Below are 26986 nucleotides of genomic sequence, written 5' to 3'. Positions count from 1 at the left end.
CCCGGGACGCTCTAACCTGAATGGGCTTCAGCGTCGACGCAGCCGAGTGAGGAATACCCCCTATGCCCGAGTTCTCCTATACGGATCTGCTCCCCCTCGGCGAGGACACCACCGCGTACCGCCTCGTCACCTCCGAAGGAGTCAGCACCTTCGAGGCCGACGGCCGGACCTTCCTCAAGGTCGAGCCCGAGGCGCTGCGCCGGCTCGCGGCCGAGGCGATGCACGACATCTCGCACTACCTGCGGCCCACCCACCTCGCCCAGCTGCGCCGTATCCTCGACGACCCGCAGGCCAGCGCCAACGACCGCTTCGTCGCGCTCGACCTGCTCAAGAACGCGAACATCGCCGCCGCGGGCGTGCTCCCGATGTGCCAGGACACCGGCACCGCGATCGTCATGGGCAAGCGCGGCCAGCAGGTGCTGACCTCCGGCGGCGACGAGGAGGCACTGTCCCGCGGCATCTTCGACGCGTACACCAAGCTCAATCTGCGCTACTCCCAGATGGCCCCGCTGACCATGTGGGACGAGAAGAACACCGGCTCCAACCTGCCCGCCCAGATCGAGCTGTACGCGACCGACGGCGGCGCGTACAAGTTCCTGTTCATGGCCAAGGGCGGGGGCAGCGCCAACAAGTCGTTCCTCTACCAGGAGACGAAGGCCGTACTGAACGAGACCTCCATGATGAAGTTCCTGGAGGAGAAGATCCGTTCGCTCGGTACGGCCGCCTGCCCGCCCTACCACCTCGCGATCGTCGTCGGCGGCACGAGCGCGGAGTTCGCGCTCAAGACCGCGAAGTACGCCTCCGCGCACTATCTGGACGAGCTGCCCGCCGCCGGGTCGCCCGAGGGGAACGGCTTCCGGGACAAGGAGCTGGAGGAGAAGGTCTTCGAGCTGACCCAGCGCATCGGTATCGGGGCGCAGTTCGGCGGCAAGTACTTCTGCCACGACGTGCGGGTGGTACGGCTCCCCCGGCACGGCGCGTCCTGCCCGGTGGCCATCGCGGTCTCCTGCTCGGCCGACCGGCAGGCGCTGGCGAAGATCACCGCCGAGGGCGTCTTCCTTGAGCAGTTGGAGACCGACCCGGCGCGCTTCCTGCCCGAGACCACGGATGAGCATCTGGCCGACGACGTGGTCCGGATCGACCTCAACCGGCCGATGTCCGAGATCCGCGCGGAGCTGACCAAGTACCCGGTCAAGACCCGGCTCTCGCTGTCCGGACCGCTGGTCGTGGCGCGGGACATCGCCCACGCCAAGATCAAGGAACGGCTGGACGCGGGCGAGGAGATGCCGCAGTACCTGCGGGACCACGCGGTCTACTACGCCGGGCCCGCGAAGACGCCCGAGGGCTACGCGTCAGGGTCCTTCGGGCCGACCACGGCGGGGCGGATGGACGCGTACGTCGAGCAGTTCCAGGCGGCGGGCGGGTCGCTGGTGATGCTGGCGAAGGGCAACCGCAGCAAGCAGGTCACCGACGCGTGTGCCGCGCACGGCGGCTTCTATCTCGGGTCGATCGGCGGCCCGGCGGCGCGGCTCGCGCAGGACTGCATCAAGAAGGTCGAGGTCGTCGAGTACGCCGAACTCGGTATGGAGGCGGTCTGGAAGATCGAGGTCGAGGACTTCCCGGCGTTCGTCGTCGTGGACGACAAGGGCAACGACTTCTTCCAGGACCCGACCCCCTCCCCCACCTTCACCACCATCCCCGTCCGCCGCGAGGCGTGACCAGGCTGTAGCGGTCGTACGCGGAGCCCTCCGGCGGATGCCGGGGGCTCCGCTGCGTCCAGCTGACCGCCCCGGAGCCTCCGGGTTGACGCGTAGTGGAGGGCCCCGTGGACCGGTCCCGGCTGGTCTGCCCTCCAAGCACCGAAGATCAACAACCCGACAACGCGAATATCGGCGTTGCCGCATGGACGACCCCGGCACACCACTCGTACCGTCATAGTCATTGCCCCCAACAGGGGTCGGCGACAAGGGGGGTTCGACATGGCACACGAGGAACTGACCCGCCTTACCGGAAACGGTAACGGCAACGGTGAGTGCAATCAGAATGATTGCCCGAACGTGTACCGGACTGAGAACGGCTCTTTCGTGATCCAAGGGACCCTGTCCGACGCCTTCACTCCGCCCACGGGTGAGGGCCTGGTGGAAATCCCCGAGGTAATCCTCAAGGAGGCTGTCCGTGCTCTTGGATGGTGAGGAATGGCAAGCCAAGTTTCGGAGTTTCCACGCGGAAGCGTGGCGACTTGAGACGCTTCCCTTCTATAACGTCCCTCAGGAAGAGGAGGAGATTCGGGCATTTCTCACGGGTGAGCGGATCGATCCTTACACGCACGCGAACGAGTACACCGAGGACTTGAAGAGGGTCCGTCGGGAGGGGAAGGCCAAGGGGCGCGTACATGTCGTGACCCGCCCGCTCTCGGACTACCTCCGGTACGAGTTCATGTACTACCTGCCGCATGTCTGGGCCGGCGAGGACATCCGTATCATGGACGTGACGGATCGCGACAACCCGCTGGCCGGAGTTCAGGACTTCTGGATGTTCGACAAGTCCGAAGTCATCCTCATGAACTATGAGAGCGACGGCACGCAGACAAGCAGAGAAGTCTACAAGGGAGACGTGACCCCCTACGTGGAGTACCAGCGAATCGCACTTGCCGAGGCGGTCCCCTTCGAGGAGTACGTGAAGGGCCTTGACGCTTAACCCTGATGAACTGGGCCAGTCGAGAAGCGACCTGGCCGATCGCGTCTGTCGGAGTGGGCTAGCGGCTTCCGCTCATGATCTTTACCCGAGCACGGAAATAATGCCCGCTCACTGTGGCCAAGCGCCTATCTTGGATTTGCTCCGATCGACACTGGGAGGAATTCATGGGTAGGCACGACGACGGCAAAGGCGGCTCGGAAGGCGATCAGCAGCAGTCGCCGCGCGAGTCGGACGGGCAGTGGGAGAGGCCCATTCCGGCCGCGGACCCGGCCGAACAGGACGATGACCGGGAGTGAGGTCCGTGAACGACTCGGCGTACGGGAAACTCGTCGCTCGGCTCGGCGAGTCCGGCGCTCTGGGAGTGGGCTGGCGGGGTGCGTTCCTGCGCACCCCGCGCAGTCCGTTCGTCCCCGAGCGCATCTGGATCGAAGACGGTCCCGGCGGATACCGGCCGATCACCAGGCAGGACAGCCCCGAGGAGTGGTGGGCCAAGGTCCACGCCGATGACGTGGTCGTCACGCAGCTCGACGACGGGGACGACAACGGCCCCGGCGTCGCGACGAGTTCCGTGAGTATGCCGACCCTCGTCGCCCGCATGATGGCGGAATTGGACCTCCGGCCCACCCATTCCGTACTGGAGATCGGGTCCGGGTGGTCGACCGGACTGCTCTGCGAACGGGTCGGACAGGATCGCGTCGTATCCGTCGAGATCGACGCGGAAGTGGCCGCGCGGGCCGGAAGCGCGCTGGAGTCGGCCGGCCACCGCCCTCTGCTCATCACGGGCGACGGAACTCAGGGATTCCCCGGGAAGGCGCCGTACGACCGAGTGAGTTCCACCGCCGCGGTCACCCGCGTACCCCGCGCCTGGGTGGAACAGTGTGCTCCCGGCGGGGTCGCCGTCACCCCCTGGGGCACGCCCTTTTGCAACGCCGGCCTGCTGAAGCTGCACGTCCACGGGGAGCACCGGGCGGTCGGCCGATTCACGGGCAGCGTGAACTTCATGTGGGTCCGCGGCCAACGTCCCCCTGCCGCCGCCCCCATGAGCGACCGGACCGGATCACGGTACGGCCCCTCCCCCATTGAACCCGGACTGGCCCTCGAATCCGTTCACTGCGCCTTCGCCATCGGCCTCCGCGTCCCCGCCGTTCGTTACCGGGAAGCGTGGAACGTCAGCGACCCGGAGGCCACACGGCGACTCGTGCTGTGGGACGGGAACGGCTCGGAGGCCGTCGTGTTCTACGACAACTGGCAAGGAAGCGACGCGGTACGGCAGACCGGTCCCCGGAATCTGTGGGGCGAGGTAACGGCCGCTCGGGCTTGGTGGGAAGCCCAGGGCCGACCGGAGTTCACCCGGTTCGGGGTCTCGGTGCTGCCCGACGTCCAGACCGTGTGGCTGGATCACCCTGGAAACGCCGTGACGACGATGTAGCCCCCGCGACTGCCCGAGCGGAGCCCGCCCCTCGTCGGCTATTACCCTTTCGTGGGGTTTTCTTAGGTTTTGATGGCAAATATCTCTATGTGCTCGTACGCTCACAGACGGAGGTCGGCCTCGGCCAGGCTCTCGCCCGTCGTGGGCTTTCGGCCAGAGGCGGGTGGGTTCCGGACGGATTGGAACGATGGGGAGTTGGGGAGCGGATGAGTGATCAGCAGCGGGACGAGCGGCGGGACGGCGCGGCCTACTTCGGCCGGGAGGTGAGATTCGCCCGCGAGCACAAGGGCCTGACGCAGCAGCAACTGGCCGACGAGGCACGGTACGAACGGCCGTACGTCACCCGGGTCGAAAGCGGAAAGCTCCTGGGGTCCGGGCAGTTCGCGGACGCGTGCGACCGGGTCTTCGAGACGTCGGGCTTCTTCGTCCGGCTGCGGGAGCGGGTGAGTGAACGCGGGCACCCGGGCTGGTTCATCCCGTACGTGAAGCTGGAGGAGGAGGCCAAGGAGATCTGCGACTACTCGAACGCGCTCATCATGGGCATGTTGCAGACTCCGGCGTACGCGGAAGCCACCTTCCGGGCCGCCAACCCGCGTGAGGACGACGAACAGATCCAGGCCCGGGTCGATGCGCGGCGACACCGTCGCGGCGCCATGGAGCGAGGCAAGCCGCCGCTGCTGTGGGTCATCCTCCACGAGTCCGTGCTACGCACGGTGGTCGGCAGCCGAGCGGTGATGGTGGAGCAGTTGGAGCACCTCATCGCGGAGGCGTCCACCCCGCACATCACGGTCCAGGTACTCCCGTTCAGCGCGGGCGCCCCGGCTTCATCACTTCCGTTTATCCTGCTTACGTCAGGGGATGGGACACGGGTCCTGTACTCGGAGACCAGGGAATCGGGGCACGTGAACGACTCGGCTGCCGTGGTGGAGAACGCCCAGGCCACGTACGACCGGCTCCGCGCCGCCTCCACGTCACCGGAGGAGTCCCTGTCCCTCATCCGGAACATCGCGGAGGAGCACGCCAGATGAGCAACAGCCCCGACCTCGCCGGTACACCTTCGGTATGGGTCAAGAGCACCTACAGCGGCGGCGAGGGCGGCAACTGCGTCGAGTGGGCGCCCACACACGCGGCCACCCACGGCCTGGTCCCCGTACGCGACTCCAAAACCCCCGACGGCCCCGCCCTCACCTTCACCCCCACCGCCTGGGCAACCTTCGTCACCGCCCTCCGCGCCGACGAACTCCCCGGCGCCTGACCCACCCCGACAAGCCGAGGGTCCCAAGGCACACGGGGCCCTCGGCTTTGCCATTTTCCTGTCCTGGAAAGCCGTAACCCTTGCCCCCGCCCTGTTCGGATCGGCAACATCGGACACGACACGTCGATCGAAGGAGCGGCAATGGCACTTGAGAAGTTGGCAAGCGACTGTCGAGAGGGCCCGTGCCCCACTCTGTGGCGTACGGAGCAGGGCAGCTACATCATCCAGGGCTTCAAAGTGCTGGACGCTGAACGCCTGGCGCAAATCGACTTACCGGAGAACGAAACGGCAGTCGAGGTCACGGCCGAACTCCTGGAGGGTTTCTTCAATGCTCCTCGTGGGTGAGGATTTCCATCGACTTTTCCGTGACTTCACGTCCTCCGCCTTCAAGATGGAGACAAAAGACCGCTACGACGTGGACGGGGAGCGCGCGGAGTACGCCAGTTTCCTGGCCGGCGAGGAAATGCCCGCCGCCTGGCAGGACAACCCCTGGGTCCGTTCCATGACCGGTGCGGGGAAGACGCTGCGGCGCGTACACATCGTCCGCTCTCCCCTCAGCGACTATCTACGGTTCGAACTCGACTGGGGATACGTCGGCAATGCGGCGGCTGGGGAAGAGATTCGCATCGTCGATCTGGCCACACAGGCGGTGGACGGGCTGCCCGATCACGATTTCTGGCTGTTCGATGACACAAGCGTCTACAAAATGCACTACAACGACGCCGACGAGTTCGTGGGCGCCGAACCGCTTGGGGAAGAAGCACTGCCCGTGTACCGCGCCTACCGGGATATCTCGTGGGCCAACGCCATCCCGTACACAGAATACTGGCAGCACCGAGTTTGAGTAGCGAGCGGAAAGATCTCGGAATCGCCCTGCGGGCACTGCGGACGGCATCCGGCCTCACCGGTGCCACCGTCGCGCGCAGGGCATGCATGTCCGCCGGGAAACTGTCCAAAATCGAAAACGGTCGAGTCCTTCCCACAGTGGCGGACGTCGACTTGATCCTTACCGCTCTTGACCTCTCCGGCAGCGCGAAGGACGAACTTCTCAGGGCCGCACGCTTCTCGGCCACAGAGGCCACAGCCTGGCGGGTACTCCGCCGAATGGGACCGTGGAAGCACCAGCAGTCCATTCAGGCAGTGGAAGCTCAAACGACCACCCTGCGACTGTTCCAAGGGCAACTGATCCCCGGCCTCCTCCAGATACCTGAGTACATTGCTGCCGTATTCACTCTGCTTCCCGAGCAGTCGGAAGAAACCAGAAGCAAGGCAGCATCAGCGCGCCTTGAAAGACAGCGGGCCCTGTACGACCAGACTCGACGGTTCGAATTCCTGATCTGCGAGCACGTCCTTCGCTGGCTGATCTCAGATCGCGCGATCATGGCAATGCAACTGGACCGCCTGGTCTCACTTTCACGACTGCCCAACGTGAACATTGGCGTCATTCCACTCGGTCGAAAGATGCCGGACTTCCCGATGACGTGCTACAGCGTTTACGACGAACGCCTGGTGATCGTGGAAACCTTTCACTCGCAGATCACCACCAGAGACCCGGCAGACATCCGGATCTACCTGTCAACTTTCGACCAATTTTCTGCGGTAGCGCTCTACGGGGACGAAATGCGGTCTGCGGTGGAGTGCATCCGGGACGAATACCTCCGGGAACAAGAAACCGGATAGCCCCCGAATGCGCCCGGCCGCGCGTGAGGTGCGGGGCCCGCACGAGTTCTTGCCCGAACAGGAAACACCATGGGCCCCTTCGCTTCGGCCGCCTACCGTGAAGTCGAAAGGGCAGCACCAGACTCAGCGAAGGAGACACCTCGTGGACATCGCGAAGGCAATCACAACCGCCAACGGCGGAGAGGGCGAGGGGGACGGGCACCCCGGGACGCCGTGGACTCCGCCGCAGGAGCCGCCGAACCCGGACGGCAGCACACCTCCCGGTGACGGAACGCACCGCAGGTGACGGCGGTCGATGACGAGAAGGGCCGGTCCGCGTCGGGCCGGCGTCTTCTCGGGCCGGAGGACGTGCCGGCGCCATGGGCGTCGGCCTTCGCCGCGGTGCCACGCGCGGCGTTCCTGCCGGACCTGATGTGGCCCTTCGACCTGGACCGGCAGACGAGTGTGCCGGTCTCCAGGGCCGAGGACCCGGCCGCCTGGCGGGAGTTCGCCGAAGCGGACGTACCGATCGTCACGCAGTGGGACGACGGCGACCACGAAGGGCGCGCACCGGGCCGGGTGTCGACGTCCTCCGTCTCCATGCCGTCCGTCGTCCTCGCCATGCTGGACGAGTTGAGCGCGGGCCCCGGCGACAGCGTGCTGGAGATCGGGACGGGCGCCGGGTGGAACGCCGCGTTGCTCTCCCACGTGCTGGGCGACGCCCACGTGACCACGGTCGAAGTGGACGCGGCCGTCGCGGCGACGGCACGGGCCGCGCTGGAGCGCGCCGGGTTCCGTCCCACCGTGATCACGGGCGACGGTTTCGCCGGTCACGCGCCCCGGGCACCGTACAGCCGGATCATCGCGACGTGCGGCCTGCGCGAGATCCCTTACGCGTGGGTGGAGCAGACCGCGCCGGGCGGGACCATCGTGGTCCCGTGGGGCACGCACTTCGGCAACGGTGACGCGCTGGTCCGCCTGGAGGTCGCGGACGGGGTCGCGTCGGGGCGGTTCACGCGCCTGGTGGAGTTCATGAAGATGCGCGGGCAGCGGACGACCGTACGGCACGGTGACGTCGTCCCGGCAGAGGGTACGGCCGGGGCCGACGAGTCCACGACGACGCTCGCCGCGGAGGAGATCCTCACCGGGCGGTACGCGTCAGCCCCCTTCGTCCTCGGGCTCCTCGTACCCGGCTGTGTGCGGGCGCTCGCCGAGCGGCGCGGGGACGTGCAGCCGGTCTGGTTCTACGGTCTGACAGACCGGTCCTGGGCCGTCGCCGTCTTCCGTGAGGGCCGACCGACCTCTACGGTCTGGCAGGCCGGGCCCCGCAGGTTGTGGGACGAGGTCGAGGGCGCCGTTCGCTGGTGGCAGTCCCGGGGCTGCCCGGCCTTCGACCGTTTCGGGCTGACGGTCGGCCCCGCCGGGCAGCGGGTGTGGCTGGACGAGCCGGGGAATCGCGTAGGGCCGTGAGGGGGTCTGCCGGGGGTGGGGGCGGGGCTGGGCGGCCCTGCGGGGCTTCTTCCCCACCCCGCCCCTTCCCGAAGTCCTCAAACGCCGGACGGGCTGAAATAACGCGCGCCCCGGCCACACCGACGCCGGACGGGCTGAAATAACGCGCGTCCCAACCCTGGGCGACGCCGGACGGACCGAGATACGCGCGCCCACCCGGCCCCGCCGACACCGGACGGGCTGAACATTGCGCGCGGGCCGGCCACATGCGGGTGCTCGTCCCGCTGGCCCCCCCGGGGGAACAAAAGTGTGTGCTCTGGGCACTCTCATACGTATGGACGACTTCCGGATCGAGCACGACTCCATGGGTGACGTGCGGGTGCCCGCCGCGGCGAAGTGGCGGGCGCAGACTCAGCGGGCCGTGGAGAACTTCCCGATCTCCGGCCGGCCCATCGAGCGCGCGCACATCGCCGCCCTGGCCCGGATCAAGGCCGCCGCCGCCAAGGTGAACGGGGAGCTGGGCGTCCTCGACCGGGACATCGCCGACGCGGTACGGGCCGCCGCCGAGGAGGTCGCCGCCGGGAAGTGGGACGAGCAGTTCCCGATCGACGTGTTCCAGACCGGCTCGGGCACGTCCTCGAACATGAACGCCAACGAGGTGATCGCCACCCTGGCCACCGAGCGGCTGGGCCGCGACGTGCACCCGAACGACCATGTGAACGCCTCCCAGTCGTCCAACGACGTCTTCCCCTCCTCCATCCACATCGCCGCCACCGCCGCGGTCATCGGCGACCTGATTCCGGCCCTCACCCGTTTGGCGGAATCCCTGGAGGCGAAGTCCGCGGAGTTCGCCACCGTCGTGAAGGCCGGCCGCACCCATCTGATGGACGCGACACCGGTCACTCTCGGCCAGGAATTCGGAGGCTACGCGGCCCAGTGCCGCTACGGCGTCGAGCGGCTGCGCTCCTCGCTCCCCCGGCTGGCCGAACTGCCGCTGGGCGGCACCGCCGTGGGCACCGGCATCAACACCCCGCCGGGCTTCTCGGCCGCCGTGATCGCCGAGGTCGCCGGGACCACCGGCCTGCCGCTGACCGAGGCCCGCGACCACTTCGAGGCCCAGGGCGCCCGCGACGGCATCGTGGAGACCTCCGGCCAGCTCCGTACGATCGCGGTCGGCCTCACCAAGATCGCCAACGATCTGCGCTGGATGTCCTCCGGCCCCCGTACCGGCCTCGCCGAGATCAGCCTGCCCGACCTCCAGCCGGGCTCCTCGATCATGCCGGGCAAGGTCAACCCGGTGCTCCCGGAGGCCGTGCTGATGGTCGCCGCGCAGGTCACCGGCAACGACACGGCGATCTCGGTGGCGGGCGCGGCCGGCAACTTCGAGCTGAACGTGATGCTGCCGGTGATCGCCCGCAACATCCTGGAGTCGATCCGGCTGCTGGCCAACGTCACCAGGCTGCTCGCGGACCGCACGGTCGACGGGATCACCGCGCACGTGGAGCGGGCCAGGGAGTACGCCGAGTCGTCCCCGTCCGTGGTCACGCCGCTGAACCGCTGGATCGGCTACGAGGAGGCCGCGAAGGTGGCCAAGAAGGCGCTCGCCGAGCGCAAGACGATCCGTCAGGTGGTGGTCGAGGGCGGCTATGTCGAACGCGGTCTGCTGTCCGAAACACAACTGGACGAAGCACTCGACGTGCTGCGTATGACCCATCCGTGACGCCTGATCCGTAAGCTCTGTTCATGACAGCGGAAGTCGACACTTCGATCCCGGACGGACCCGGTGGACAGCGGCGGCCCTACTGGGCCCCCGGTGACCAGGTGCTGTGGCGCTACCGCGGCAACGGCACGGACGAGGTGCACCTGTGCCGGCCGGTGACCGTGGTGCGCGACGACGCCGAACTGCTCGCGGTGTGGCTGGCACCGGACACTCCCTGTGTGCGGCCGGTTCTCGCCGACGGCACCCCCGTCCACCGCGAGCCGCTGGCCAGCAGATACGTCAAGCCGCGGGTCCCCCGGGTGGAGCAGTGGTGGGGCACGGGTGTGCTCAAGCTCGCCCGCCCGGGTGAACCGTGGTCGGTGTGGCTGTTCTGGGACCAGGGGTGGCGGTTCCGCAGCTGGTACGTGAATCTGGAGGAGCCGCTGCGCCGCTGGTCGGGCGGGGTGGACTCGGAGGACCACTTCCTGGACATCTCGGTGCACCCGGACCGCAGCTGGCACTGGCGGGACGAGGACGAGTTCGCGCAGGCCCAGACCGACGGTCTGATGCCCGCCGAGCTGGCCGTCCGGGTCCGGCAGGCGGGCCGCCGGGCGGTCGAGGTGATCCGGGCCTGGGGCTCGCCCTTCCGTGACCGCTGGCAGGACTGGCGGCCGGATCCGGCCTGGCCGGTGCCCGCGCTCCCGGCGGACTGGGACCGTCCGGCGGTCCAGTAGGGCCGATCCCCGAGCCCCTTGTTGCGCCCCTGGCCGTCGACCGTAGGATCGTGCTCCGGAACACTGCACAATTGCCGAACACGGCCTAGAGTTTGACGCCCTGTCACATCGGGTGTCGGCGTACCCGCCTCGGCGCTTGCCCAGCCCCGTCACAGCCGACGCCTTCCGACGGCGTCATCGACCCAATCAGTCAGGGAGGCCCTGAGCAGTGGGAACCGACGGCACAGAGTTCGATGGGGATCCCCATGCCGTAGGCCAGGGGAGGGACCGTACCGGCCAGTCGGAGGCGTTCGACGCCATCGGCGACCGTTACGACGAGGCGTTCCCGCACAAGGAGGGTCAGGTGGCGGCCGGAGGCTGGCTCACCGCCTCGCTCCCGCCGGGCGCCCGGGTGCTCGACCTCGGCTGCGGTACGGGGGTGCCGACCGCGCGCCAGCTCACCGACGCCGGGCTGCGGGTCACCGGGGTGGACCTGTCCCCCGGGATGCTGGCCAAGGCCCGGGCGAACGTGCCGGAGGCGGAGTTCATCCACGCCGACATCGCCGACCTGGGCGAGGGCGGGCCGCTGGACGGACAGGGCTTCGAGGCTGCCGCGGCCTTCTTCACGCTGCTGATGCTGCCCCGGGAGGAGATCCCGGAGTCCCTGCGGCTCATCCACGGTCTGCTGCGCCCCGGCGGGCTGCTGGCGCTGTCGATGGTCGAGGCCGATGTGGACGACGTGCCGATTCCGTTCCTCGGCAACATGATCCGGGTATCGGGTTATCTACGGGACGAACTGCGCCATGTCGTGGCGGACGCGGGCTTCGAGGTGATCAAGGAGGAGTCGTACGCCTACGCGCCGGCGAGCATCGAGGTGCCGCCGGAGGAGCAGATCTTCCTCTACTGCCGACGCGCCTGACCTGACCAGGCCCGAGCCCCGCCGCGCGCTGGCCGCGGCGGAGCACCGACGGATGGAACGACTCGCGTGACCACCGACCCGCCCCGCCCCTCACGGCACTCCGCCGCGCCGCTCCCCACGGACCCGCGCGGCGGATTCGGCCTGCCCCCGGATACGGTTCCGGACCGCGCTCCGGCCCCGCCGCCGGGTCCCGTCGGCCCCGCCCACGCCGGCCCGGCGGACACCGCGGCGGCCGGTGAGGCACGGTCGCACGACGAGGAGTACGAGCCGGACGGGCCGCTGCCCGACGGCCAAAAGCCGCAGAACATGCCGCAAGCACCGCCCGTCCCGCACGCCGACCCGGCTTCCGACCCGCAAGCGGGACACGAGGAGCCCGGCGGGCCGTACGGTGGTGCAGAGGACGAAGGGGCACCGTTGCCGCCCTTTCCGGCGCACGGGACCGGATGGGCGCCGACAGTCACGGAGGGGAGCGAGGCGTTGGGAGCGTTTGTGAGCACTCCGCCACGGGGTACGCCGCTGGACGCGGCCGGACACCCCGGGGACGAGGACTCGGTGGGCATGCGCATCCCGGTGCCCGTACAGACCGGGCCGGAGGCCGACCGGCTGCGGTACGTCGGGGCGGCCACCCGGCGGATCGCGCGCGGCCTTGACCTGGACGAGATCCTGCTCGGACTGTGCCGCTCGGCCGTGCCGGCCTTCGCCGACGCGATCCTGGTCTATCTGCGCGACCCGCTGCCGGTCGGCGACGAGCGGCCCTCGGGACCGCTGCGGCTGCGGCTGCGCCGCGCGGACGGCGGCCTGGACGGGCCGGGCGACCCGCCCGAGGACGTACCGGTCGGCGCGCTGCCCGCCCTGGAGACGCCGTACGGCGGCGCCGCCGAGACCATCGGGGTGCTGCTCGACGGGCCGCTCGCGGAGGTGCTGCGCGGGGTCCGGCCGGTCTTCGCGGAGTCGCCGCGGGCCGCCGACGCGCTGGCCGAACTGCTCGGCCACCCGGAGAGCGCGCTGCCGACCGGCCGCCGGGCCCTGCTCGCCCCGCTGCGGGGGCGGCGGCGGGTGATCGGCGCCGCGGTGCTGCTGCGCCGCGCGGACCGGCCCGCCTTCGAGGCCGACGACCTGCTGGTGGCGGCCCAGCTCGCCACCCACACCGCGCTCGGCGTGGACAAGGCCGTGCTCTACGGCCGTGAGGCGTACATCGCCGACGCCCTCCAGCGCGAGATGCTGCCCGACTCGCTGCCGCAGCCCACCGGGGTCCAGCTGGCCAGCCGCTATCTGCCGGCCGCCGAGTCCGCCCGGGTCGGCGGCGACTGGTACGACGCGATCCCGCTGCCCGGCAGCCGGGTGGCGCTCGTGGTCGGCGACGTGATGGGCCACTCGATGACGTCCGCGGCGATCATGGGCCAGCTGCGGACGACCGTACAGACCCTGGCCGGGCTCGACCTGGCACCGCAGGAAGTGCTCTACCACCTGGACGAGCAGGCCCAGCGGCTCGGCCAGGACCGGATGGCGACCTGTGTCTACGCCGTCTACGACCCGATCGCCCACCGGCTGGTCGTGGCCAACGCGGGCCACCCGCCGCCGATCCTGCTGCACGCCGACGGCCTGGCCGAGGTGCTGCGGGTACCGCCGGGCGCCCCGATCGGGGTGGGCGGGGTGCCCTTCGAGGCCGTGGAGCTGCCCGCGCCCGCCGGGGCCACGCTGCTGCTCTACACCGACGGCCTGGTGGAGTCCCGTACCCGCGACGTGTGGGGCGGCATCGAGCTGCTGCGCGAACGCCTGCACGACGCGGCGACGGTGGTCTCCCCGCCGCCGCTGGAGCCGCTGTGCGACGAGGTGCTGGAGATCCTGGGTCCTGGCGACCGGGACGACGACATCGCCCTGCTGGCCGCCCGCTTCGACGGGATCGCGCCGAGCGACGTCGCGTACTGGTTCCTGGAGCCGCAGGCGCAGACCGCGGGCCGGGCCCGCCGGCTGGTCCGGCAGGCGCTGCGCCGCTGGGACCTGGAGGACCAGGTCGACGCGGCCGAGCTGCTGGTCAGCGAGATCGTCACCAACGCCGTGCGGTACGCCGAACGGCCGATCACGCTGCGGCTGCTGCGCACCGACGTGCTGCGCTGCGAGGTCGGCGACGACGCGCCGCTGCTGCCCCGGATGCGGCACGCCGCGCCGGAGGAGGAGGGCGGCCGGGGTCTGTACCTGGTCAACCGGATGGCCCAGCGCTGGGGAGCGACCCGGCTGGGCGCCGGAAAGGTGGTCTGGTTCGAGCTGCCGATTTCTTAAGCCGCCCTCTCGCCTCCGGTCGCTTACATCCGGTGTGGGGGTACCCCCGGACGGAGTCTGGGGGAAGTCGACCGTGCTCGGTCCCTCGTTCCTCGGGACCTCCGCGCGCTCTCCCTTTCGACACCGGCGCGCCCTTTGGCTCGATGGCTACATGGGGCAACCCCAAGAGGAGCCGACGGGCGAAGACGGGGTACGTCCGGAGGCGAGAGGGCGGCAAAGGAGAAGGTGCCGTGACGGGGGTTCGGTGCGAGTGTGGGGAGCAGCCCCGCGACGCGACCCGAACCCCGGTGTCCCGACTCGGCATCGACGGGAGGACACATCCCATGAGCACGCCGAACTTCCAGTACACCACCAACAACGCCGGCATCCCGGTGGAGAGCGACGAGCACTCGCTCACGGTGGGTCCCGACGGCCCGATCCTGCTCCAGGACCACTACACGATCGAGAAGATGGCCCAGTTCAACCGTGAACGGGTGCCCGAGCGGGTGGTGCACGCCAAGGGGAGCGGCGCGTACGGCCGGTTCGAAGTGACCAACGACGTCAGCCAGTTCACCAAGGCCGACCTCTTCCAGCCGGGCCGCACCACGAAGATGCTGGCCCGCTTCTCGACCGTGGCCGGTGAGCAGGGCAGCCCGGACACCTGGCGCGACCCGCGCGGCTTCGCGCTGAAGTTCTACACCGACCACGGCAACTACGACCTGGTCGGCAACAACACCCCGGTGTTCTTCGTCCGGGACACCATCAAGTTCCAGGACTTCATCCGCAGCCAGAAGCGCCGCCCCGACAACGGGCTGCGCGACAACGACATGCAGTGGGACTTCTGGACGCTCTCCCCGGAGAGCGCCCACCAGGTCACGTGGCTGATGGGCGACCGCGGCATCCCCAAGTCGTACCGGAACATGAACGGGTACGGCTCGCACACGTACATGTGGATCAACGGGAACGGCACCAAGGTCTGGGTGAAGTACCACTTCAAGACCGACCAGGGCATCGACTTCTACACCCAGGCGCAGGCCGACGAGACGGCCGGGCAGAACGCGGACGTGCACCGGCAGGACCTGTGGGAGGCGATCGAGCGCGGTGACCACCCCTCGTGGACGCTGTGGGTGCAGATCATGCCGTTCGAGGACGCGGCGAACTACCGGTTCAACCCGTTCGACCTGACGAAGGTGTGGCCGCACAGCGACTACCCGCTGATCGAGGTCGGCCGGATGACGCTGGACACCAATCCGGAGGACTACTTCGTCCACATCGAGCAGGCCGCGTTCGAGCCGTCCAACATGGTGCCGGGCGTCGCCCCCTCGCCGGACAAGATGCTGCTCGGCCGGCTGTTCTCGTACCCCGACACCCACCGGTACCGGATCGGCCCGAACTACGCGCAATTGCCGCCGAACCGCCCGCACGTGCCGGTGCACTCGTACGCCAAGGACGGCCCGATGCGCTTCGAGCCGAACCGGGTGGGCGCGCCCTACGCGCCGAACTCGTACGGCGGCCCCGCCGCGTCCCCGCGGGCGTACGCCGACATCGCGGGGTGGCGGACGGCCGGTGAGATGGTCCGCGAGGCGTACACGCTGCACCGCGAGGACGACGACTTCGGCCAGCCCGGCACCCTCGTGCGCGAGGTGCTGGACGACGCGGCCCGCGACCGGCTGGTGTCGAACGTGGCCGGTCACCTCAGCGACGGGGTGAGCGCCCCGGTGCTGGCGCGCGCGCTCGAGTACTGGCGCAGGATCGACCGGCAGACCGGCGACCGTATCGCGCAGCTCGTCAAGCCCGGCTGACCACCACCACTGCCCGAAGGACGCAGCCCCGGGGCAGGTGCGGACACCCCGTGCCCCGGGGCTGCATCGCGCTCCGATCCCGCCCTGACCTGCGAATACGCTCTTGTACACCATGGGTATACACGTGATGTATACCCATGGTGTAGTGTGCTCCGCATGTCAATCGGCCACACCCTGCTCGGACTCCTGGAGTCCGGCCCGCGCCACGGTTACGACCTCAAGCGCGCCTTCGACGAACGCTTCGGCCACGACCGGCCGCTGGCCTACGGACAGGTCTACTCGACCATGGCCAGGCTGCTGAAGAACGGCCTGGTCGAGGTCGAGGGGATAGAGCCGGGCGGCGGGCCCGAGCGCAAGCGCTACGCGATCACCGACGCCGGGATCACCGACGTGGCGACCTGGCTCGCGCAGCCCGAGAAGCCCGAGCCGTACCTTCAGACGACCCTCTACACCAAGGTCGTGCTCGCCCTGCTGACCGGCCGCCCGGCGGCCGATCTGCTGGACACCCAGCGCGCGGAGCACCTGCGGCTGATGCGCGAGCTGACCCGGCGCAAGAAGACCGGTGACCTCGCGGACCAGCTGATCTGCGACCACGCCCTGTTCCATCTCGAAGCTGACCTGCGGTGGCTGGAACTCACCGCCGCCCGGCTCGACGAACTCGCCGCGGAGGTGGCCAAGTGACCGGCCGGATGAACGCGGGCCCCGAGCCCCTGCTCGTGGCGACCGACGTACGCAAGACCTACGGCCCCACCCCGGCACTGGACGGCGCGGACCTGACCATCCGCTCCGGCGAGGTCGTCGCGGTGATGGGCCCCTCCGGGTCGGGCAAGTCCACGCTCCTGCACTGCCTGGCCGGCATCGTGCGGCCGGACTCCGGCCAGGTGCGCTACCGCGGGCGGGAGCTGTCGGCGATGTCCGACGGCGAGCGCAGCGCCCTGCGCCGCTCGGACTTCGGCTTCGTCTTCCAGTTCGGCCAGTTGGTGCCCGAGCTGACCTGCCTGGAGAACGTGGCGATGCCGCTGCGGCTGAGCGGCACCAAGCGCCGCGAGGCCGAGGCGAGGGCCGCGGAGTGGCTGGAGCGCCTTGAGGTGACCGAGGTCGCCGGGCAGCGGCCCGGCCAGGTCTCCGGCGGCCAGGGCCAGCGGGTCGCGGTGGCCCGCGCCCTGGTCGGCGGCCCCCGGGTGGTCTTCGCGGACGAGCCGACCGGCGCGCTGGACTCGCTGAACGGCGAGCGGGTGATGCGGCTGCTGACCGACGCCGCCCACGACACCGGCGCCGCGGTCGTCCTGGTCACCCACGAAGCCCGGGTGGCCGCCTACTCCGACCGGGAGATCGTCGTGCGGGACGGGAAGTCGCGCGACATGGAACGGGTGTCATGAGCACGGGATACGAACCGTACGGCACCGTCGAGGCCGACCGCGGCCAGGACGTGCCCCCGGGCCCGCCGCCCGAGGCCCGCGCCTCTCTGCGCACCTGGGCGCGCGACCTCACGCTCGGCGCGCGCTTCGCGGCCGGCGGCGGACGCGAGGGCTGGACCCGTACGGTGCTGACCGCGATCGGCGTCGGGCTGGGTGTGGCGCTGCTGCTGCTTGCGGCCGCCGTCCCGGCCATGATGGACGCGCGCGAACAGCGGCAGGTGGCCCGCGACACGGCCTCCAATGTGTTCGTCGCCGAGCCCACCGCGCACTCCGTGCTGCTGGCCGACCAGAACACCGTCTTCCGAGGCGAGGACATCACCGGCCGGCTGATCCAGCGGGAGGGCGACCAGGCCGCGAAGCCGCCGGGGATCGACCGTGTCCCCGCCCCCGGGCAGATGGTGGTCTCACCGGCGCTGCGGCACCTGCTGGCGTCCGAGCCGCTGCTGCGCGACCGCCTCCCGTACACGATCACCGGCACCATCGGGCACGCCGGGCTGACGGGCCCTGCCGAGCTGTACTACTACGCCGGGAGCGACCGACTCGTCGCCAGGGACGCGGACTACCGGCACGGCAACGCCGAGCGGATCACGTCGTTCGGCTACCACAGCAGCTCCGAGGCGATGGGGCCGACCTTCGACCTGCTGCTGGTGATCATGCTGGTGGTGCTGCTGCTGCCGGTGGCGGTGTTCATCGGCACCGCGGTCCGGCTCGGCGGCGAACGCCGGGACCGGCGGCTGGCCGCGCTGCGGCTGGTGGGCGCCGACATCCGGATGACCCACCGGATCGCGGCGGGTGAGGCGCTGCTGGGCGCGCTGTTCGGGCTGCTGCTCGGCGGGGGCTTCTTCCTCCTCGGCCGGCAGCTCGCTTCGAAGGTCTCCATCCGCGACATCTCCGCCTTCCCGTCCGACATGACGCCGAGCACCGCGCTGACGCTGCTGATCGTGGTCGCGGTACCGCTGGCGTCGGTCGCGGTGACCCTGGTCAGCCTGCGCGGTACGGCGATCGAACCGCTGGGCGTGGTCCGGCAGGCCGTGGGCCGCAGGCGCCGGCTGTGGTGGCGGCTGCTGGTCCCGGTGATCGGCCTCGGCCTGCTGGCACCGCTGTTCGGGACGGTCAAGGGCGGCACGTCGATCAACCAGTACCAGATCGCGACCGGTGCCGTACTGCTGCTCATCGGGGTGACGGCCGTGCTGCCCTGGGCGGTGGAGTCCGTCGTGAGCAGGCTGAGCGGCGGCCCGATCCCCTGGCAGCTGGCCATCCGCAGGCTCCAGTTGAACAGCAGTTCCTCGGCCCGCATGGTCAGCGGGGTGACCGTGGCCGTGGCCGGGGCGATCGCCCTGCAGATGCTCTTCACCGGCGTCAACAGCGACTTCGTCTACGACACCGGCGCCGACACCGCCCGGGCCCAGGCCAGCGTCGGCGCGCCGGTCACCGACGGCCGTCAGACCGCCGCGTACACGGAGAAGATCCGCGCCACCCGCGGGGTCACGCATGTCTTCGGCAACACCGAGGCGAGCGCCACCCAGCCCGACGCGAGCACCCGGCGGACCACGGACAACGACGCCTATCTGCCCATCCAGGTCGGCGACTGCGCGTCGCTGCGGGAAATGGCCCGGATCACCTCGTGCTCCCCCGGCAGCGTCTTCATCGTCTCGCCGCAGGACGGCATGGGTGACGACGAGGCCATGGGCAAGTACGCCAGGCCGGGCGCGCGGATCGACCTCAACACGCCGGACAGCGACAAGTACACCGGCAAGCCCAGGTACTGGACGATTCCCGCCTCGGCCCGCGCCGTCGTCACCCGGGCGGACCCGACGGGCAGCCACCAGTGGGGGATCTTCAGCACCCCGGAGGCGCTCGACGCGGGCCTTCTGAAGTCGGCGACCGCGCACATCACGGTCGGTGTCGACCCCAAGGTGCCCGACGCGATCGAGTACGTGCGCAACACCGTCGCCGGGATGGGCACCGACGTGTACGTCTACGCCCTGCACGACACCAAGGAGAAGACCGGCTACCGGCAGCTGCGCCGCGGGCTGTTCGCCGGCGCCGCCCTGACCATGGGGCTGATCGGCGCGAGCCTGCTGGTGACGATGCTGGAGCAACTGCGGGAGCGCAAGAAGCTGCTGGCGGTGCTGGTCGCCTTCGGCACCCGGCGCACGGCGCTGGCCTGGTCGGTGCTGTGGCAGACCGCGATCCCGGTGGTGCTGGGGCTGCTGCTGGCCTGCGGGGGCGGCATCGGGCTCGGCGCGGCGCTGCTCGCCATGGTCGACCGGCCCATCCGCACCGACTGGAGCAGCGTGCTGACGATGACGTCGATCGGCGCGGCGGTGGTCTTCGCTGTGACCCTGCTGAGCCTGCCGCCGCTGTGGCGCCTGATGCGCGCGGACGGCCTCCGCACGGAATAGCCCACGACACGGGGTGGCGGGAAGGCGCGGCCGGCTCTCACCGACCGCGCTTTTCCGCCACCTTGTTCGTCACGCGACCGCGACCGGCCCGCCCGGTGGCGTCCCGGCGGGTGTGCGGGGGTGTCAGGAGACCGGGAGGTCGCCGGTCTCCGGTTCGGGGCCGGGTTCCGCCGACCGGGCCGGGGTCGGGGAGGGTTCGGGGTCGGCCTCGGACGCGGTGTCCGTGACCGCGGGCGGGGGCTCGTACGCCTCGGCGCCCTCGGGGTCCGGCTCGCCCGTCTCCTGGCGGGCGTGGGCGCGCAGATAGCCGATGGCGGTGTTGAGGACGGCCACGAGCGGCACCGCGCTGATCGCGCCGCCGATCCCGGCGATCATCGAGCCCGCCGCGACCGAGAGCACGACGGCCAGCGGGTGCACCCGTACCGCGCGGCCGAGGATGAACGGCTGGAGGATGTGGCCCTCGATCTGCTGGACGGCCAGCACCACGGCCAGCACCATCAGCGCGGTGAACGGCCCCTCGGTGACGAGCGCGACGACCACCGCGACCGCGCCCGAGGCGACCGCGCCGACCAGCGGCACGAAGGACGACAGGAAGATGACGACGGCCAGCGGCACCGCCATCGGCACGCCCAGGAAGAAGATGCCGATGCCGATGAAGATCGCGTCGATCAGCGCGACGATCACCGTGCCGCGCACATAGAGGGTCAGCGTGCGCCAGGCGCGCGGCCCGGCGCCGGCGAGCCCGTCCCGCGCGGCCTCGGGGAACAGCCGCAGCACCCAGTTCCAGATGTTCGGGCCGTCGAAGAGCAGGAACAGCGTGCTGAACATCGCCAGCAGGATGCCGGTGAGGAGTTCGACGATGACGGTGACGCCTTCGAGCCCGGCGTTCGTCAGCGCCTTGGTGTTGGAGCCGATGGCGTCGCTGAGGTTCTTGGCCACCTGGTTGATCTGATCGTCGGTGACATGGAACGGGCTGTTGAGCAGCCACTTCTTGCCCTCGGCGATACCGTCCTGGAGGCTGCCGGACAGGCTGTCGATGTTGTCCATCACCTGCCAGACCACGAACCAGCCGACCAGGCCCATGACGACGAAGCCGCCGATGAAGACCATCGCGGTGGCCAGCCCCCGCGGCACGCCCATCCGCTTGAGGCGGGCGACGAACGGCTGGAGCAGCGCGGTGATGAGCAGCGCGGCCACGAACGCGAGCACGACCAGCCGCACCGCGCCGATCACCCGCATCAGCACCCACACCGTGCCGGCCAGGATCAGCAGCCGCCAGCCGACCTCGGCGGCGACCCGCATGCTCCACGGCACGGCCTCGGCCGGGTGGGCCTGCGGCGCCGAGCGCTGGGCGGGAAGGGCGGCCCCGGTCCGTACGGCCGTACGGCGGGCGGCACTTCGGCGGGCGGCCTGAAGGGACTCGGCGTGCTTGGCGGCCGCGACGGCGGTGGCGGCCGGCTGCTCACTGTCGGCGGGAACGACCGCGGGGGCCGCGGGTGCGGCCCCCTGGTCGGCCGCGTCCCGCGCGGAGACGACGGCGTGCCGTTCCTCGATGCGCCCGGCGAGCTGAGCCAGCCCTGAGGCGAGCACGGAACTCCAGTGGCGCTTGTCCGGCATGGCTCTCCCCTGACCCGTGGCCGTCTGTGGCATTGCTGTGGAGGACGACGTTACCGGGGACAGGGGTTGCTCGGGCGGCGCGGGGTTGTCCTCGGGGGGACAACCCCGGGTCCGCCTAGTACGAGTGGTACGCCATCCAGTGCTGCCAGGCGCCGCACGGGCTGCCGTAGCGGCTGTTCATGTAGTTGAGGCCCCACTTTATCTGCGTGGCCGGATTGGTCTGCCAGTCGGACGCGACCGAGGCCATCTTGGAGCCGGGGTTCGCCTGCACCAGCCCGTAGGCGGCGGACGAGGGGTTGGCGGCCGTGTAGTTCCAGCTGCTCTCGTGGGACACGATGTTGGAGAAGCAGGCGAACTGGTCGGAGCCGACGATCTGCCGGGCCATGTCCTGGACCTGGGCGATGGTGTACGTCGCCTGGATCGGGAAGCTGGCCCGCGCGTCGCCGCGCGTGGCGGCCAGGGCCCTGGCCTTCTCCGCCTCGTCGGCCGCCGCCTTCTTCTTGGCGGCGTCCTTGGCGGCCTGGACGCGGGCGGCCTGCTCGGCCGACTTCCGCGCTGTCGCGTCGGCGGCGTCGGACTGAGCCTGGACCTGCTCGGTCAACGAAGCCTGCTGAACCTGCTGTCCAGCGGGAATGTCCGCGATGAGGGTCGTCGTACCGGCGGCTTCGACGGGCTCGTTGACGCTGCCCTGGTCGGCACCGGACGCGACGCCCACGACGGCGCCCACAGTGGTGACGGCGGTGGCGGACGCCACCGCGAGTCCCCGGACCGAGATCCGGCTCACACGGTTTCCTTCCGGAATCGCCCGCTTGGTGACCGCACGGACGAAATCGTGCCCCTGGCGCTGTCCCCCTTTCCGGTCCGCCGTACGGGCCGGTCGGTCACGGGGGTACTGGCCCGGTGCGAAGTCCCTTGCGGGTTCCGCGTGGTGCTCGGGCGGCTCATGGCGTCGTTGTGGACTTGTGGGGTGCTGCCGAACCCACACCCCGAGAGGTGTAGGAGTGCCATAAGCGGGGCCTGACAGCCTCACACCCTGCCGTACGCGGACGCCGCGCGGCAATTTCCGGTTGAGTGGCAAAGCTCACACGCTGCGAACGAAGGTAATTCCCGGCGGACTTCCCCGGAAAACGCTAGGCTGCTGCGCCCATCACGCCGGGCGCAGCAGCCTCAACTCATGTGATCCACGGCCAAATAGGGACATCGTATCAATGGATCATGTCCCGTGCCGTTGAGCGCGTCAGGGGCCGGTCTCCTCCAGCATCTCCGTCACGAGCGCGGCGATCGGGGACCGTTCGGACCGGGTGAGCGTCACATGGGCGAACAACGGGTGGCCCTTGAGCTTCTCCACCACCGCCACCACTCCGTCGTACCGCCCGACCCGCAGATTGTCGCGCTGGGCCACGTCGTGGGTCAGCACCACCCGCGAGCCGGCGCCGATCCGCGACAGGACGGTCAGCAGGACGTTCCGCTCCAGGGACTGGGCCTCGTCGACGATCACGAAGGCGTCGTGCAGGGAGCGGCCCCTGATGTGGGTGAGCGGCAGCACCTCCAGCATGCCGCGGGCCACGACCTCCTCGATGACCTCCTTGGACGTCACCGCGGACAGCGTGTCGAAGACGGCCTGAGCCCAGGGGCTCATCTTCTCCGCCTCGCTGCCGGGCAGATAGCCCAACTCCTGGCCGCCCACCGCGTACAGCGGCCGGAAGACCATCACCTTGCGGTGCTGGCGGCGCTCGAGGACCGCCTCGAGTCCCGCGCACAGCGCCAGCGCCGACTTGCCGGTGCCGGCCCGGCCGCCCATCGACACGATGCCGACCTCGGGGTCGAGCAACAGGTCGAGGGCGATCCGCTGTTCGGCGCTGCGGCCGTGGATGCCGAATGCCTCCCGGTCGCCGCGGACCAGCCGTACCCGGCCGTCCTCGGTGACCCGGCCGAGCGCCTTGCCGCGCTCGGACTGGAGCACCAGACCGGTGTGCACCGGCAGGTCCTCGGCCCCGGGCAGCGCGATGGTCTCCTGCGCGAAGAGCGCGTCCACGTCCGCCGCGGCGACCTGGAGTTCCTCCATTCCGGTCCAGCCGGAGGTGATCGCGAGCTCGGCGCGGTACTCCTCGGCCAGCAGGCCGACCGAGGACGCCTTCACCCGCAGCGGCAGGTCCTTGGAGACGACCGTGACGTCGTACCCCTCGGCCTGGAGGTTGCGGGCGACGGCGAGGATGCGCGAGTCGTTGTCCCCCAGCCGGTAGCCCGCGGGCAGTACCCCGGGGTCCGAGTGGTTGAGCTCGACACGGAGCGTGCCGCCGACGTCCCCTATCGGGATCGGAGCGTCGAGCCTGCCGTACCTGATCCGGAACTCGTCGAGCAGCCGCAACGCCTGGCGGGCGAAGTAACCGAGCTCCGGGTGGTGGCGCTTGGCCTCCAACTCCGTCACCACGACGACGGGCAGCACGACCTCGTGCTCGTCGAACCTGGTGATGGCGTTGGGGTCGGCGAGCAGCACGCTGGTGTCGAGTACATATGTGCGCCGGTCGTGAACACGGCGATTCTTGCTGGTCACCACGTGTGGACGAACCCCCTCGGGAGAGGTGAGTCTGCGGTCCGGCAGCCGTGGGCCGGATGCCGGTCTGCCAGTGATATGCCCGGGAAAGCCCATGCCCATGCGGACGCATATGACAGTCGTCCGACCGTCACCGCCCGGTCACCGAGCGCTCACCTGGGATTCGACCCGCAAGCGGACCGCGGGGAACCGCCGATCCGGCGGTGTGCCGCGACTACCGGACGATCACGTTCCGTAGCGGCGGTGCCTGGCGGCGTAGTCGCGCAGCGCGCGCAGGAAGTCGACCTTCCGGAACGCGGGCCAGAAGACCTCGCAGAAGTAGTACTCCGAATGCGCGCTCTGCCACAGCATGAATCCGGACAACCGCTGCTCGCCCGAGGTACGGATCACCAGATCGGGGTCGGGCTGGCCGCGGGTGTAGAGGTGCTCGGCGATGTGTTCGACGTCCAGCAGCTCGGCGAGGTCCTCGATGGAGGTGCCGCGGCCCGCGTGCTCGTGCAGCAGCGACCGTACGGCGTCGGCGATCTCCTGCCTGCCGCCGTAGCCCACCGCCACGTTCACCAGGATGCCGGTGACGCCGTGGGTGGCCTGCTCGGCCTCCTTGAGCACGGACTGGGTGTGCGCGGGCAGCAGGTCCATCGTGCCCACGTGGTGCACCCGCCAGCGGCCGCTGGCGGCCAGCTCGGTCACCGCGTCCTCGATGATGCCCAGCAGCGGCACCAGCTGGTCGGCCGGACGGTCCAGGTTGTCCGTCGACAGCAGCCACAGGGTGACCACCTCGACCCCGGTCTCCTCGCACCAGCCCAGCATCTCGGCGATCTTGTCCGCGCCGGCCCGGTGGCCCTGCTCGGGGCTGCCGCCGGACGCCTTCGCCCAGCGCCTGTTGCCGTCCAGGATCACACCGATGTGCTTGGGGGCCTGCGACACATCGAGGCGGTTTTCCACTCTGCGGGAGTACAGCCCATACACCAGTTCGCGCAGATTCATCGCGTACCAGCCCCTCCTGCGTCGTCGCCCGGGCGCCACACTACTGCGCGAACGGCCGTGCGGACGAACCCGACGGCCGCCGCCCGGCTGTGGCGGGTAGTAAGCGGTTCAACGTCTCGTGATAAGCAAGGTCCCGTGAACATCCGAAACCTTTACCGCGCCTCCGACGAGCGCTACGACTCGATGGAGTACCGACGCACCGGCCGCAGCGGCCTCAAGCTCCCGGCGATCTCGCTCGGCCTGTGGCACAACTTCGGTGACGACCGGACCCTGGACTCGCAGCGCGCGATCCTGCGCCGTGCCTTCGACCTCGGCGTCACGCACTTCGACCTGGCCAACAACTACGGGCCGCCGTTCGGCGCCGCCGAGGCCAACTTCGGCACCCTCTTCGCCCAGGACTTCCGCCCCTACCGCGACGAGCTGGTCATCTCCACGAAGGCCGGTTACGACATGTGGCCGGGGCCGTACGGCGAGTGGGGCTCGCGCAAGTACCTGCTGTCCTCGCTCGACCAGTCGCTGTCCCGGATGGGCCTGGACTACGTGGACATCTTCTACTCCCACCGCTTCGACCCGGACACGCCCCTCGAGGAGACGATGGGCGCGCTGGCGTCCGCGGTCCAGCAGGGCAAGGCGCTGTACGTCGGGATCTCCTCCTACGGCCCGGACCGCACCCGGGAGGCCGCGCGGATCCTGCGCGAGCTGGGGGTGCCCGCGCTCATCCACCAGCCGTCGTACTCCATGATCAACCGCTGGATCGAGGACGAGGGCCTGCTCGACGTCCTCGAAGAGGAGGGCATGGGCTGCATCGGCTTCGTGCCGCTGGCGCAGGGTCTGCTCACCGACCGCTACCTCGGCGGCATCCCCGGGGACTCGCGCGCGGCCCAGGGCAAGTCGCTCAACCCGGCCCTGGTCAACGACGAGACGATCGGGCGGCTGCGCGCCCTCAACGACATCGCGGCGGCCCGCGGCCAGTCGCTGGCGCAGCTCGCCCTGAGCTGGGTGCTGCGCGACCAGCGGGTGACCTCGGCGCTCATCGGCGCGTCCTCGGTCGCGCAGCTGGAGACGAACGTCGCGGCGCTGGGCGCGCCCGCGCTCACCGCGCAGGAGCTGGCGGAGATCGACACGCACGCGGTGGAGCCCGAGGGCGTCAACCTCTGGTCGGTCAGCAGCGAGGCGTAGGCACACGTCCCGCAGGCGCCGGACGGGCTCGGGTGGCCCGTCCGGCGCCTGGCGTCGGCTTGCTGGGCCCGACGGTGTCCGGGGCGGCGCGGGCCGGCTTGGGGCTGGCGGGCCCGGCTCGGGGCTGCGCGGTGTACGGGGGCTGCGCGGGCCGGCTCGCTCGGCGCCTGGGGTCGGCTTGCTCGGCGTGTGCGGACTAGCCCGTCGGCGTCGAGGCCCACAGGACGGCTCCGAGCGCGCCCACCAGCATGAACGGCCCGAACGGTATCGGCGTCTTCCGGTCCGCCCGCCGCGAGACGATGAGCACGACCCCCGCCACCGCCCCGAGCAGGAACCCCAGAAACGTACCGGCGAACACCACCGGCCACCCGTACCAGCCGAGCACGAACCCCAGCGTCGGCGCGAGCTTCACGTCCCCGAACCCCATCCCCGCCGGGTTGACGAGGAAGAGCAGGAGATACAGCGCGCCGACCGCCCCCGCCGCGCACAGCCCCCGCAGCCACGCCCCGCCGTGGTCGGGCACCAGCGCGGCGAGCCCGAGCAGCGCCGCCGTGGCCGCCAGCGCGGGCAGCGTGAGCACATCGGGCAGCCGGAAGACCAGCAGGTCGACCCGGGCGAGTATCAGCGCGACGGGCACCAGCAGCAGCCAGACGGCGAGTTCGGGGCGGGCCCCCACCGTCAGTGCCAGCGCCGTGCAGGCCAACGCGCAGGCGAGCACGGCGCCGTAACCGAGGCCGTAGCGCGGCGCCGGGCAGCCCGGGCAGCGCGCGGGGCCGAACCAGCCGCGCACGGGGTGCCCCGCGGGGCACACGGCGGCCCAGGGCTCGCCCGCGGGCACCGCCAACCGGTAGGCGGCCCGCGGCAGAAGGAGGCCGCTCGCCGTTCCCCAGACGGCGGCACCCACGATCAGATAGACATGCACCGGGCCGACCGTACACGGCAACT

General features: G+C 70.2%; 25 protein-coding genes. 20 read left to right on the top strand and 5 right to left on the bottom strand.

The features are described from left to right. Window positions 1-62 precede the first annotated feature (62 nt). From OHA30_RS23400 to OHA30_RS23310, 19 genes are all read left to right on the top strand, one after another. Window positions 63-1718: a fumarate hydratase gene (locus tag OHA30_RS23400; RefSeq protein ID WP_328915827.1), complete on the top strand. Its 1656-nt coding sequence runs from the start codon at window positions 63-65 to the stop codon at window positions 1716-1718. Window positions 1719-1979: 261 nt separating this feature from the next. Beyond that, window positions 1980-2192 (top strand): hypothetical protein, encoded by a 213-nt coding sequence (locus OHA30_RS23395; RefSeq protein WP_328915826.1) that lies wholly within the window; start codon window positions 1980-1982, stop codon window positions 2190-2192. Then, on the top strand, window positions 2176-2697 hold the full coding sequence (locus tag OHA30_RS23390; protein ID WP_328915825.1) for a DUF6879 family protein: 522 nt from the start codon (window positions 2176-2178) through the stop codon (window positions 2695-2697). Before OHA30_RS23395 ends, OHA30_RS23390 begins: the two co-directional genes overlap by 17 nt. 164 nt (window positions 2698-2861) lie before the next feature. Then, on the top strand, window positions 2862-2993 hold the full coding sequence (locus OHA30_RS23385; RefSeq protein WP_328915824.1) for a hypothetical protein: 132 nt from the start codon (window positions 2862-2864) through the stop codon (window positions 2991-2993). A gap of 5 nt (window positions 2994-2998) precedes the next feature. Further along, entirely contained in the window at window positions 2999-4126 is a 1128-nt protein-coding gene (locus OHA30_RS23380) for a protein-L-isoaspartate(D-aspartate) O-methyltransferase (protein WP_328915823.1), read from the top strand. A 206-nt stretch (window positions 4127-4332) separates the two neighbouring features. Next, a complete protein-coding gene (locus tag OHA30_RS23375; protein WP_328915822.1) occupies window positions 4333-5154 on the top strand; it encodes a helix-turn-helix domain-containing protein in 822 nt (273 codons plus the stop codon). After that, a complete protein-coding gene (locus OHA30_RS23370) occupies window positions 5151-5381 on the top strand; it encodes a DUF397 domain-containing protein (RefSeq protein ID WP_328915821.1) in 231 nt (76 codons plus the stop codon). Before OHA30_RS23375 ends, OHA30_RS23370 begins: the two co-directional genes overlap by 4 nt. 141 nt (window positions 5382-5522) lie before the next feature. After that, window positions 5523-5726, top strand: coding sequence for a hypothetical protein (locus tag OHA30_RS23365; protein WP_328915820.1), 204 nt, complete (start codon window positions 5523-5525; stop codon window positions 5724-5726). After that, window positions 5710-6225: a DUF6879 family protein gene (locus OHA30_RS23360; RefSeq protein ID WP_328915819.1), complete on the top strand. Its 516-nt coding sequence runs from the start codon at window positions 5710-5712 to the stop codon at window positions 6223-6225. The genes OHA30_RS23365 and OHA30_RS23360 overlap by 17 nt, the downstream gene beginning before the upstream one ends. Next, on the top strand, window positions 6222-7061 hold the full coding sequence (locus OHA30_RS23355) for a helix-turn-helix domain-containing protein (protein WP_328915818.1): 840 nt from the start codon (window positions 6222-6224) through the stop codon (window positions 7059-7061). The genes OHA30_RS23360 and OHA30_RS23355 overlap by 4 nt, the downstream gene beginning before the upstream one ends. 282 nt (window positions 7062-7343) lie before the next feature. After that, the gene (locus OHA30_RS23350) at window positions 7344-8510 is read left to right on the top strand and encodes a methyltransferase domain-containing protein (RefSeq protein ID WP_328915817.1); all 1167 of its coding nucleotides are present in this window, start codon (window positions 7344-7346) and stop codon (window positions 8508-8510) included. A gap of 313 nt (window positions 8511-8823) precedes the next feature. Continuing rightward, on the top strand, window positions 8824-10209 hold the full coding sequence (locus OHA30_RS23345; protein ID WP_328915816.1) for a class II fumarate hydratase: 1386 nt from the start codon (window positions 8824-8826) through the stop codon (window positions 10207-10209). A gap of 23 nt (window positions 10210-10232) precedes the next feature. Next, window positions 10233-10922, top strand: a complete 690-nt coding sequence (fomD, locus tag OHA30_RS23340; RefSeq protein ID WP_328915815.1) for a cytidylyl-2-hydroxypropylphosphonate hydrolase — start codon at window positions 10233-10235, stop codon at window positions 10920-10922. A gap of 208 nt (window positions 10923-11130) precedes the next feature. After that, a complete protein-coding gene (locus OHA30_RS23335) occupies window positions 11131-11820 on the top strand; it encodes a class I SAM-dependent DNA methyltransferase (RefSeq protein WP_328915814.1) in 690 nt (229 codons plus the stop codon). A 141-nt stretch (window positions 11821-11961) separates the two neighbouring features. Beyond that, window positions 11962-14100: an ATP-binding SpoIIE family protein phosphatase gene (locus tag OHA30_RS23330; RefSeq protein ID WP_405786063.1), complete on the top strand. Its 2139-nt coding sequence runs from the start codon at window positions 11962-11964 to the stop codon at window positions 14098-14100. A 323-nt stretch (window positions 14101-14423) separates the two neighbouring features. Beyond that, window positions 14424-15881: a catalase gene (locus tag OHA30_RS23325; RefSeq protein ID WP_328915813.1), complete on the top strand. Its 1458-nt coding sequence runs from the start codon at window positions 14424-14426 to the stop codon at window positions 15879-15881. A 156-nt stretch (window positions 15882-16037) separates the two neighbouring features. Then, window positions 16038-16562: a PadR family transcriptional regulator gene (locus OHA30_RS23320; RefSeq protein ID WP_328915812.1), complete on the top strand. Its 525-nt coding sequence runs from the start codon at window positions 16038-16040 to the stop codon at window positions 16560-16562. 8 nt (window positions 16563-16570) lie between these two features. Then, window positions 16571-17260, top strand: a complete 690-nt coding sequence (locus tag OHA30_RS23315) for an ABC transporter ATP-binding protein (RefSeq protein WP_328917960.1) — start codon at window positions 16571-16573, stop codon at window positions 17258-17260. Further along, entirely contained in the window at window positions 17257-19704 is a 2448-nt protein-coding gene (locus OHA30_RS23310) for an FtsX-like permease family protein (protein ID WP_328915811.1), read from the top strand. Before OHA30_RS23315 ends, OHA30_RS23310 begins: the two co-directional genes overlap by 4 nt. Before the next feature lie 123 nt (window positions 19705-19827). Here the strand turns inward: OHA30_RS23310 and OHA30_RS23305 are convergent, their stop codons facing one another. The 4 genes from OHA30_RS23305 to OHA30_RS23290 form a co-directional block, all read right to left on the bottom strand. Further along, on the bottom strand, window positions 19828-21321 hold the full coding sequence (locus OHA30_RS23305; protein WP_328915810.1) for an AI-2E family transporter: 1494 nt from the start codon (window positions 21319-21321) through the stop codon (window positions 19828-19830). Between the two features lie 115 nt (window positions 21322-21436). Continuing rightward, entirely contained in the window at window positions 21437-22105 is a 669-nt protein-coding gene (locus tag OHA30_RS23300) for a transglycosylase SLT domain-containing protein (RefSeq protein ID WP_328915809.1), read from the bottom strand. A 453-nt stretch (window positions 22106-22558) separates the two neighbouring features. Next, window positions 22559-23878, bottom strand: a complete 1320-nt coding sequence (locus OHA30_RS23295; RefSeq protein WP_328915808.1) for a PhoH family protein — start codon at window positions 23876-23878, stop codon at window positions 22559-22561. A 222-nt stretch (window positions 23879-24100) separates the two neighbouring features. Next, complete coding sequence (locus OHA30_RS23290) at window positions 24101-24862, bottom strand: isoprenyl transferase (protein ID WP_328915807.1); 762 nt, start codon at window positions 24860-24862, stop codon at window positions 24101-24103. A 135-nt stretch (window positions 24863-24997) separates the two neighbouring features. Here OHA30_RS23290 and mgrA point away from each other — a divergent pair, with 135 nt between their 5' ends. Continuing rightward, window positions 24998-26041, top strand: coding sequence for an L-glyceraldehyde 3-phosphate reductase (gene mgrA / locus OHA30_RS23285; RefSeq protein WP_328915806.1), 1044 nt, complete (start codon window positions 24998-25000; stop codon window positions 26039-26041). A gap of 196 nt (window positions 26042-26237) precedes the next feature. Here the strand turns inward: mgrA and OHA30_RS23280 are convergent, their stop codons facing one another. Beyond that, window positions 26238-26963 (bottom strand): prepilin peptidase, encoded by a 726-nt coding sequence (locus tag OHA30_RS23280; RefSeq protein ID WP_328915805.1) that lies wholly within the window; start codon window positions 26961-26963, stop codon window positions 26238-26240. Window positions 26964-26986: the final 23 nt, after the last annotated feature.

The organism is Streptomyces sp. NBC_00223 (assembly GCF_036199905.1).
Classification (GTDB): Bacteria; Actinomycetota; Actinomycetes; order Streptomycetales; family Streptomycetaceae; genus Actinacidiphila.
This window is presented reverse-complemented; position numbering and strand designations above follow the sequence as displayed.

Bases quoted from the DNA above. Each gene is read 5' to 3' on its own strand.
- OHA30_RS23400 (WP_328915827.1), top strand. From the start codon at position 63: ATGCCCGAGTTCTCCTATACGGATCTGCTCCCCCTCGGCGAGGACACC.
- OHA30_RS23395 (WP_328915826.1), top strand. From the start codon at position 1,980: ATGGCACACGAGGAACTGACCCGCCTTACCGGAAACGGTAACGGCAAC.
- OHA30_RS23385 (WP_328915824.1), top strand. From the start codon at position 2,862: ATGGGTAGGCACGACGACGGCAAAGGCGGCTCGGAAGGCGATCAGCAG.
- OHA30_RS23375 (WP_328915822.1), top strand. From the start codon at position 4,333: ATGAGTGATCAGCAGCGGGACGAGCGGCGGGACGGCGCGGCCTACTTC.
- OHA30_RS23370 (WP_328915821.1), top strand. From the start codon at position 5,151: ATGAGCAACAGCCCCGACCTCGCCGGTACACCTTCGGTATGGGTCAAG.
- OHA30_RS23365 (WP_328915820.1), top strand. From the start codon at position 5,523: ATGGCACTTGAGAAGTTGGCAAGCGACTGTCGAGAGGGCCCGTGCCCC.
- OHA30_RS23360 (WP_328915819.1), top strand. From the start codon at position 5,710: ATGCTCCTCGTGGGTGAGGATTTCCATCGACTTTTCCGTGACTTCACG.
- OHA30_RS23345 (WP_328915816.1), top strand. From the start codon at position 8,824: ATGGACGACTTCCGGATCGAGCACGACTCCATGGGTGACGTGCGGGTG.
- fomD (WP_328915815.1), top strand. From the start codon at position 10,233: ATGACAGCGGAAGTCGACACTTCGATCCCGGACGGACCCGGTGGACAG.
- OHA30_RS23325 (WP_328915813.1), top strand. From the start codon at position 14,424: ATGAGCACGCCGAACTTCCAGTACACCACCAACAACGCCGGCATCCCG.
- OHA30_RS23320 (WP_328915812.1), top strand. From the start codon at position 16,038: ATGTCAATCGGCCACACCCTGCTCGGACTCCTGGAGTCCGGCCCGCGC.
- OHA30_RS23315 (WP_328917960.1), top strand. From the start codon at position 16,571: ATGAACGCGGGCCCCGAGCCCCTGCTCGTGGCGACCGACGTACGCAAG.
- OHA30_RS23310 (WP_328915811.1), top strand. From the start codon at position 17,257: ATGAGCACGGGATACGAACCGTACGGCACCGTCGAGGCCGACCGCGGC.
- OHA30_RS23305 (WP_328915810.1), bottom strand. From the start codon at position 21,321: ATGCCGGACAAGCGCCACTGGAGTTCCGTGCTCGCCTCAGGGCTGGCT.
- OHA30_RS23290 (WP_328915807.1), bottom strand. From the start codon at position 24,862: ATGAATCTGCGCGAACTGGTGTATGGGCTGTACTCCCGCAGAGTGGAA.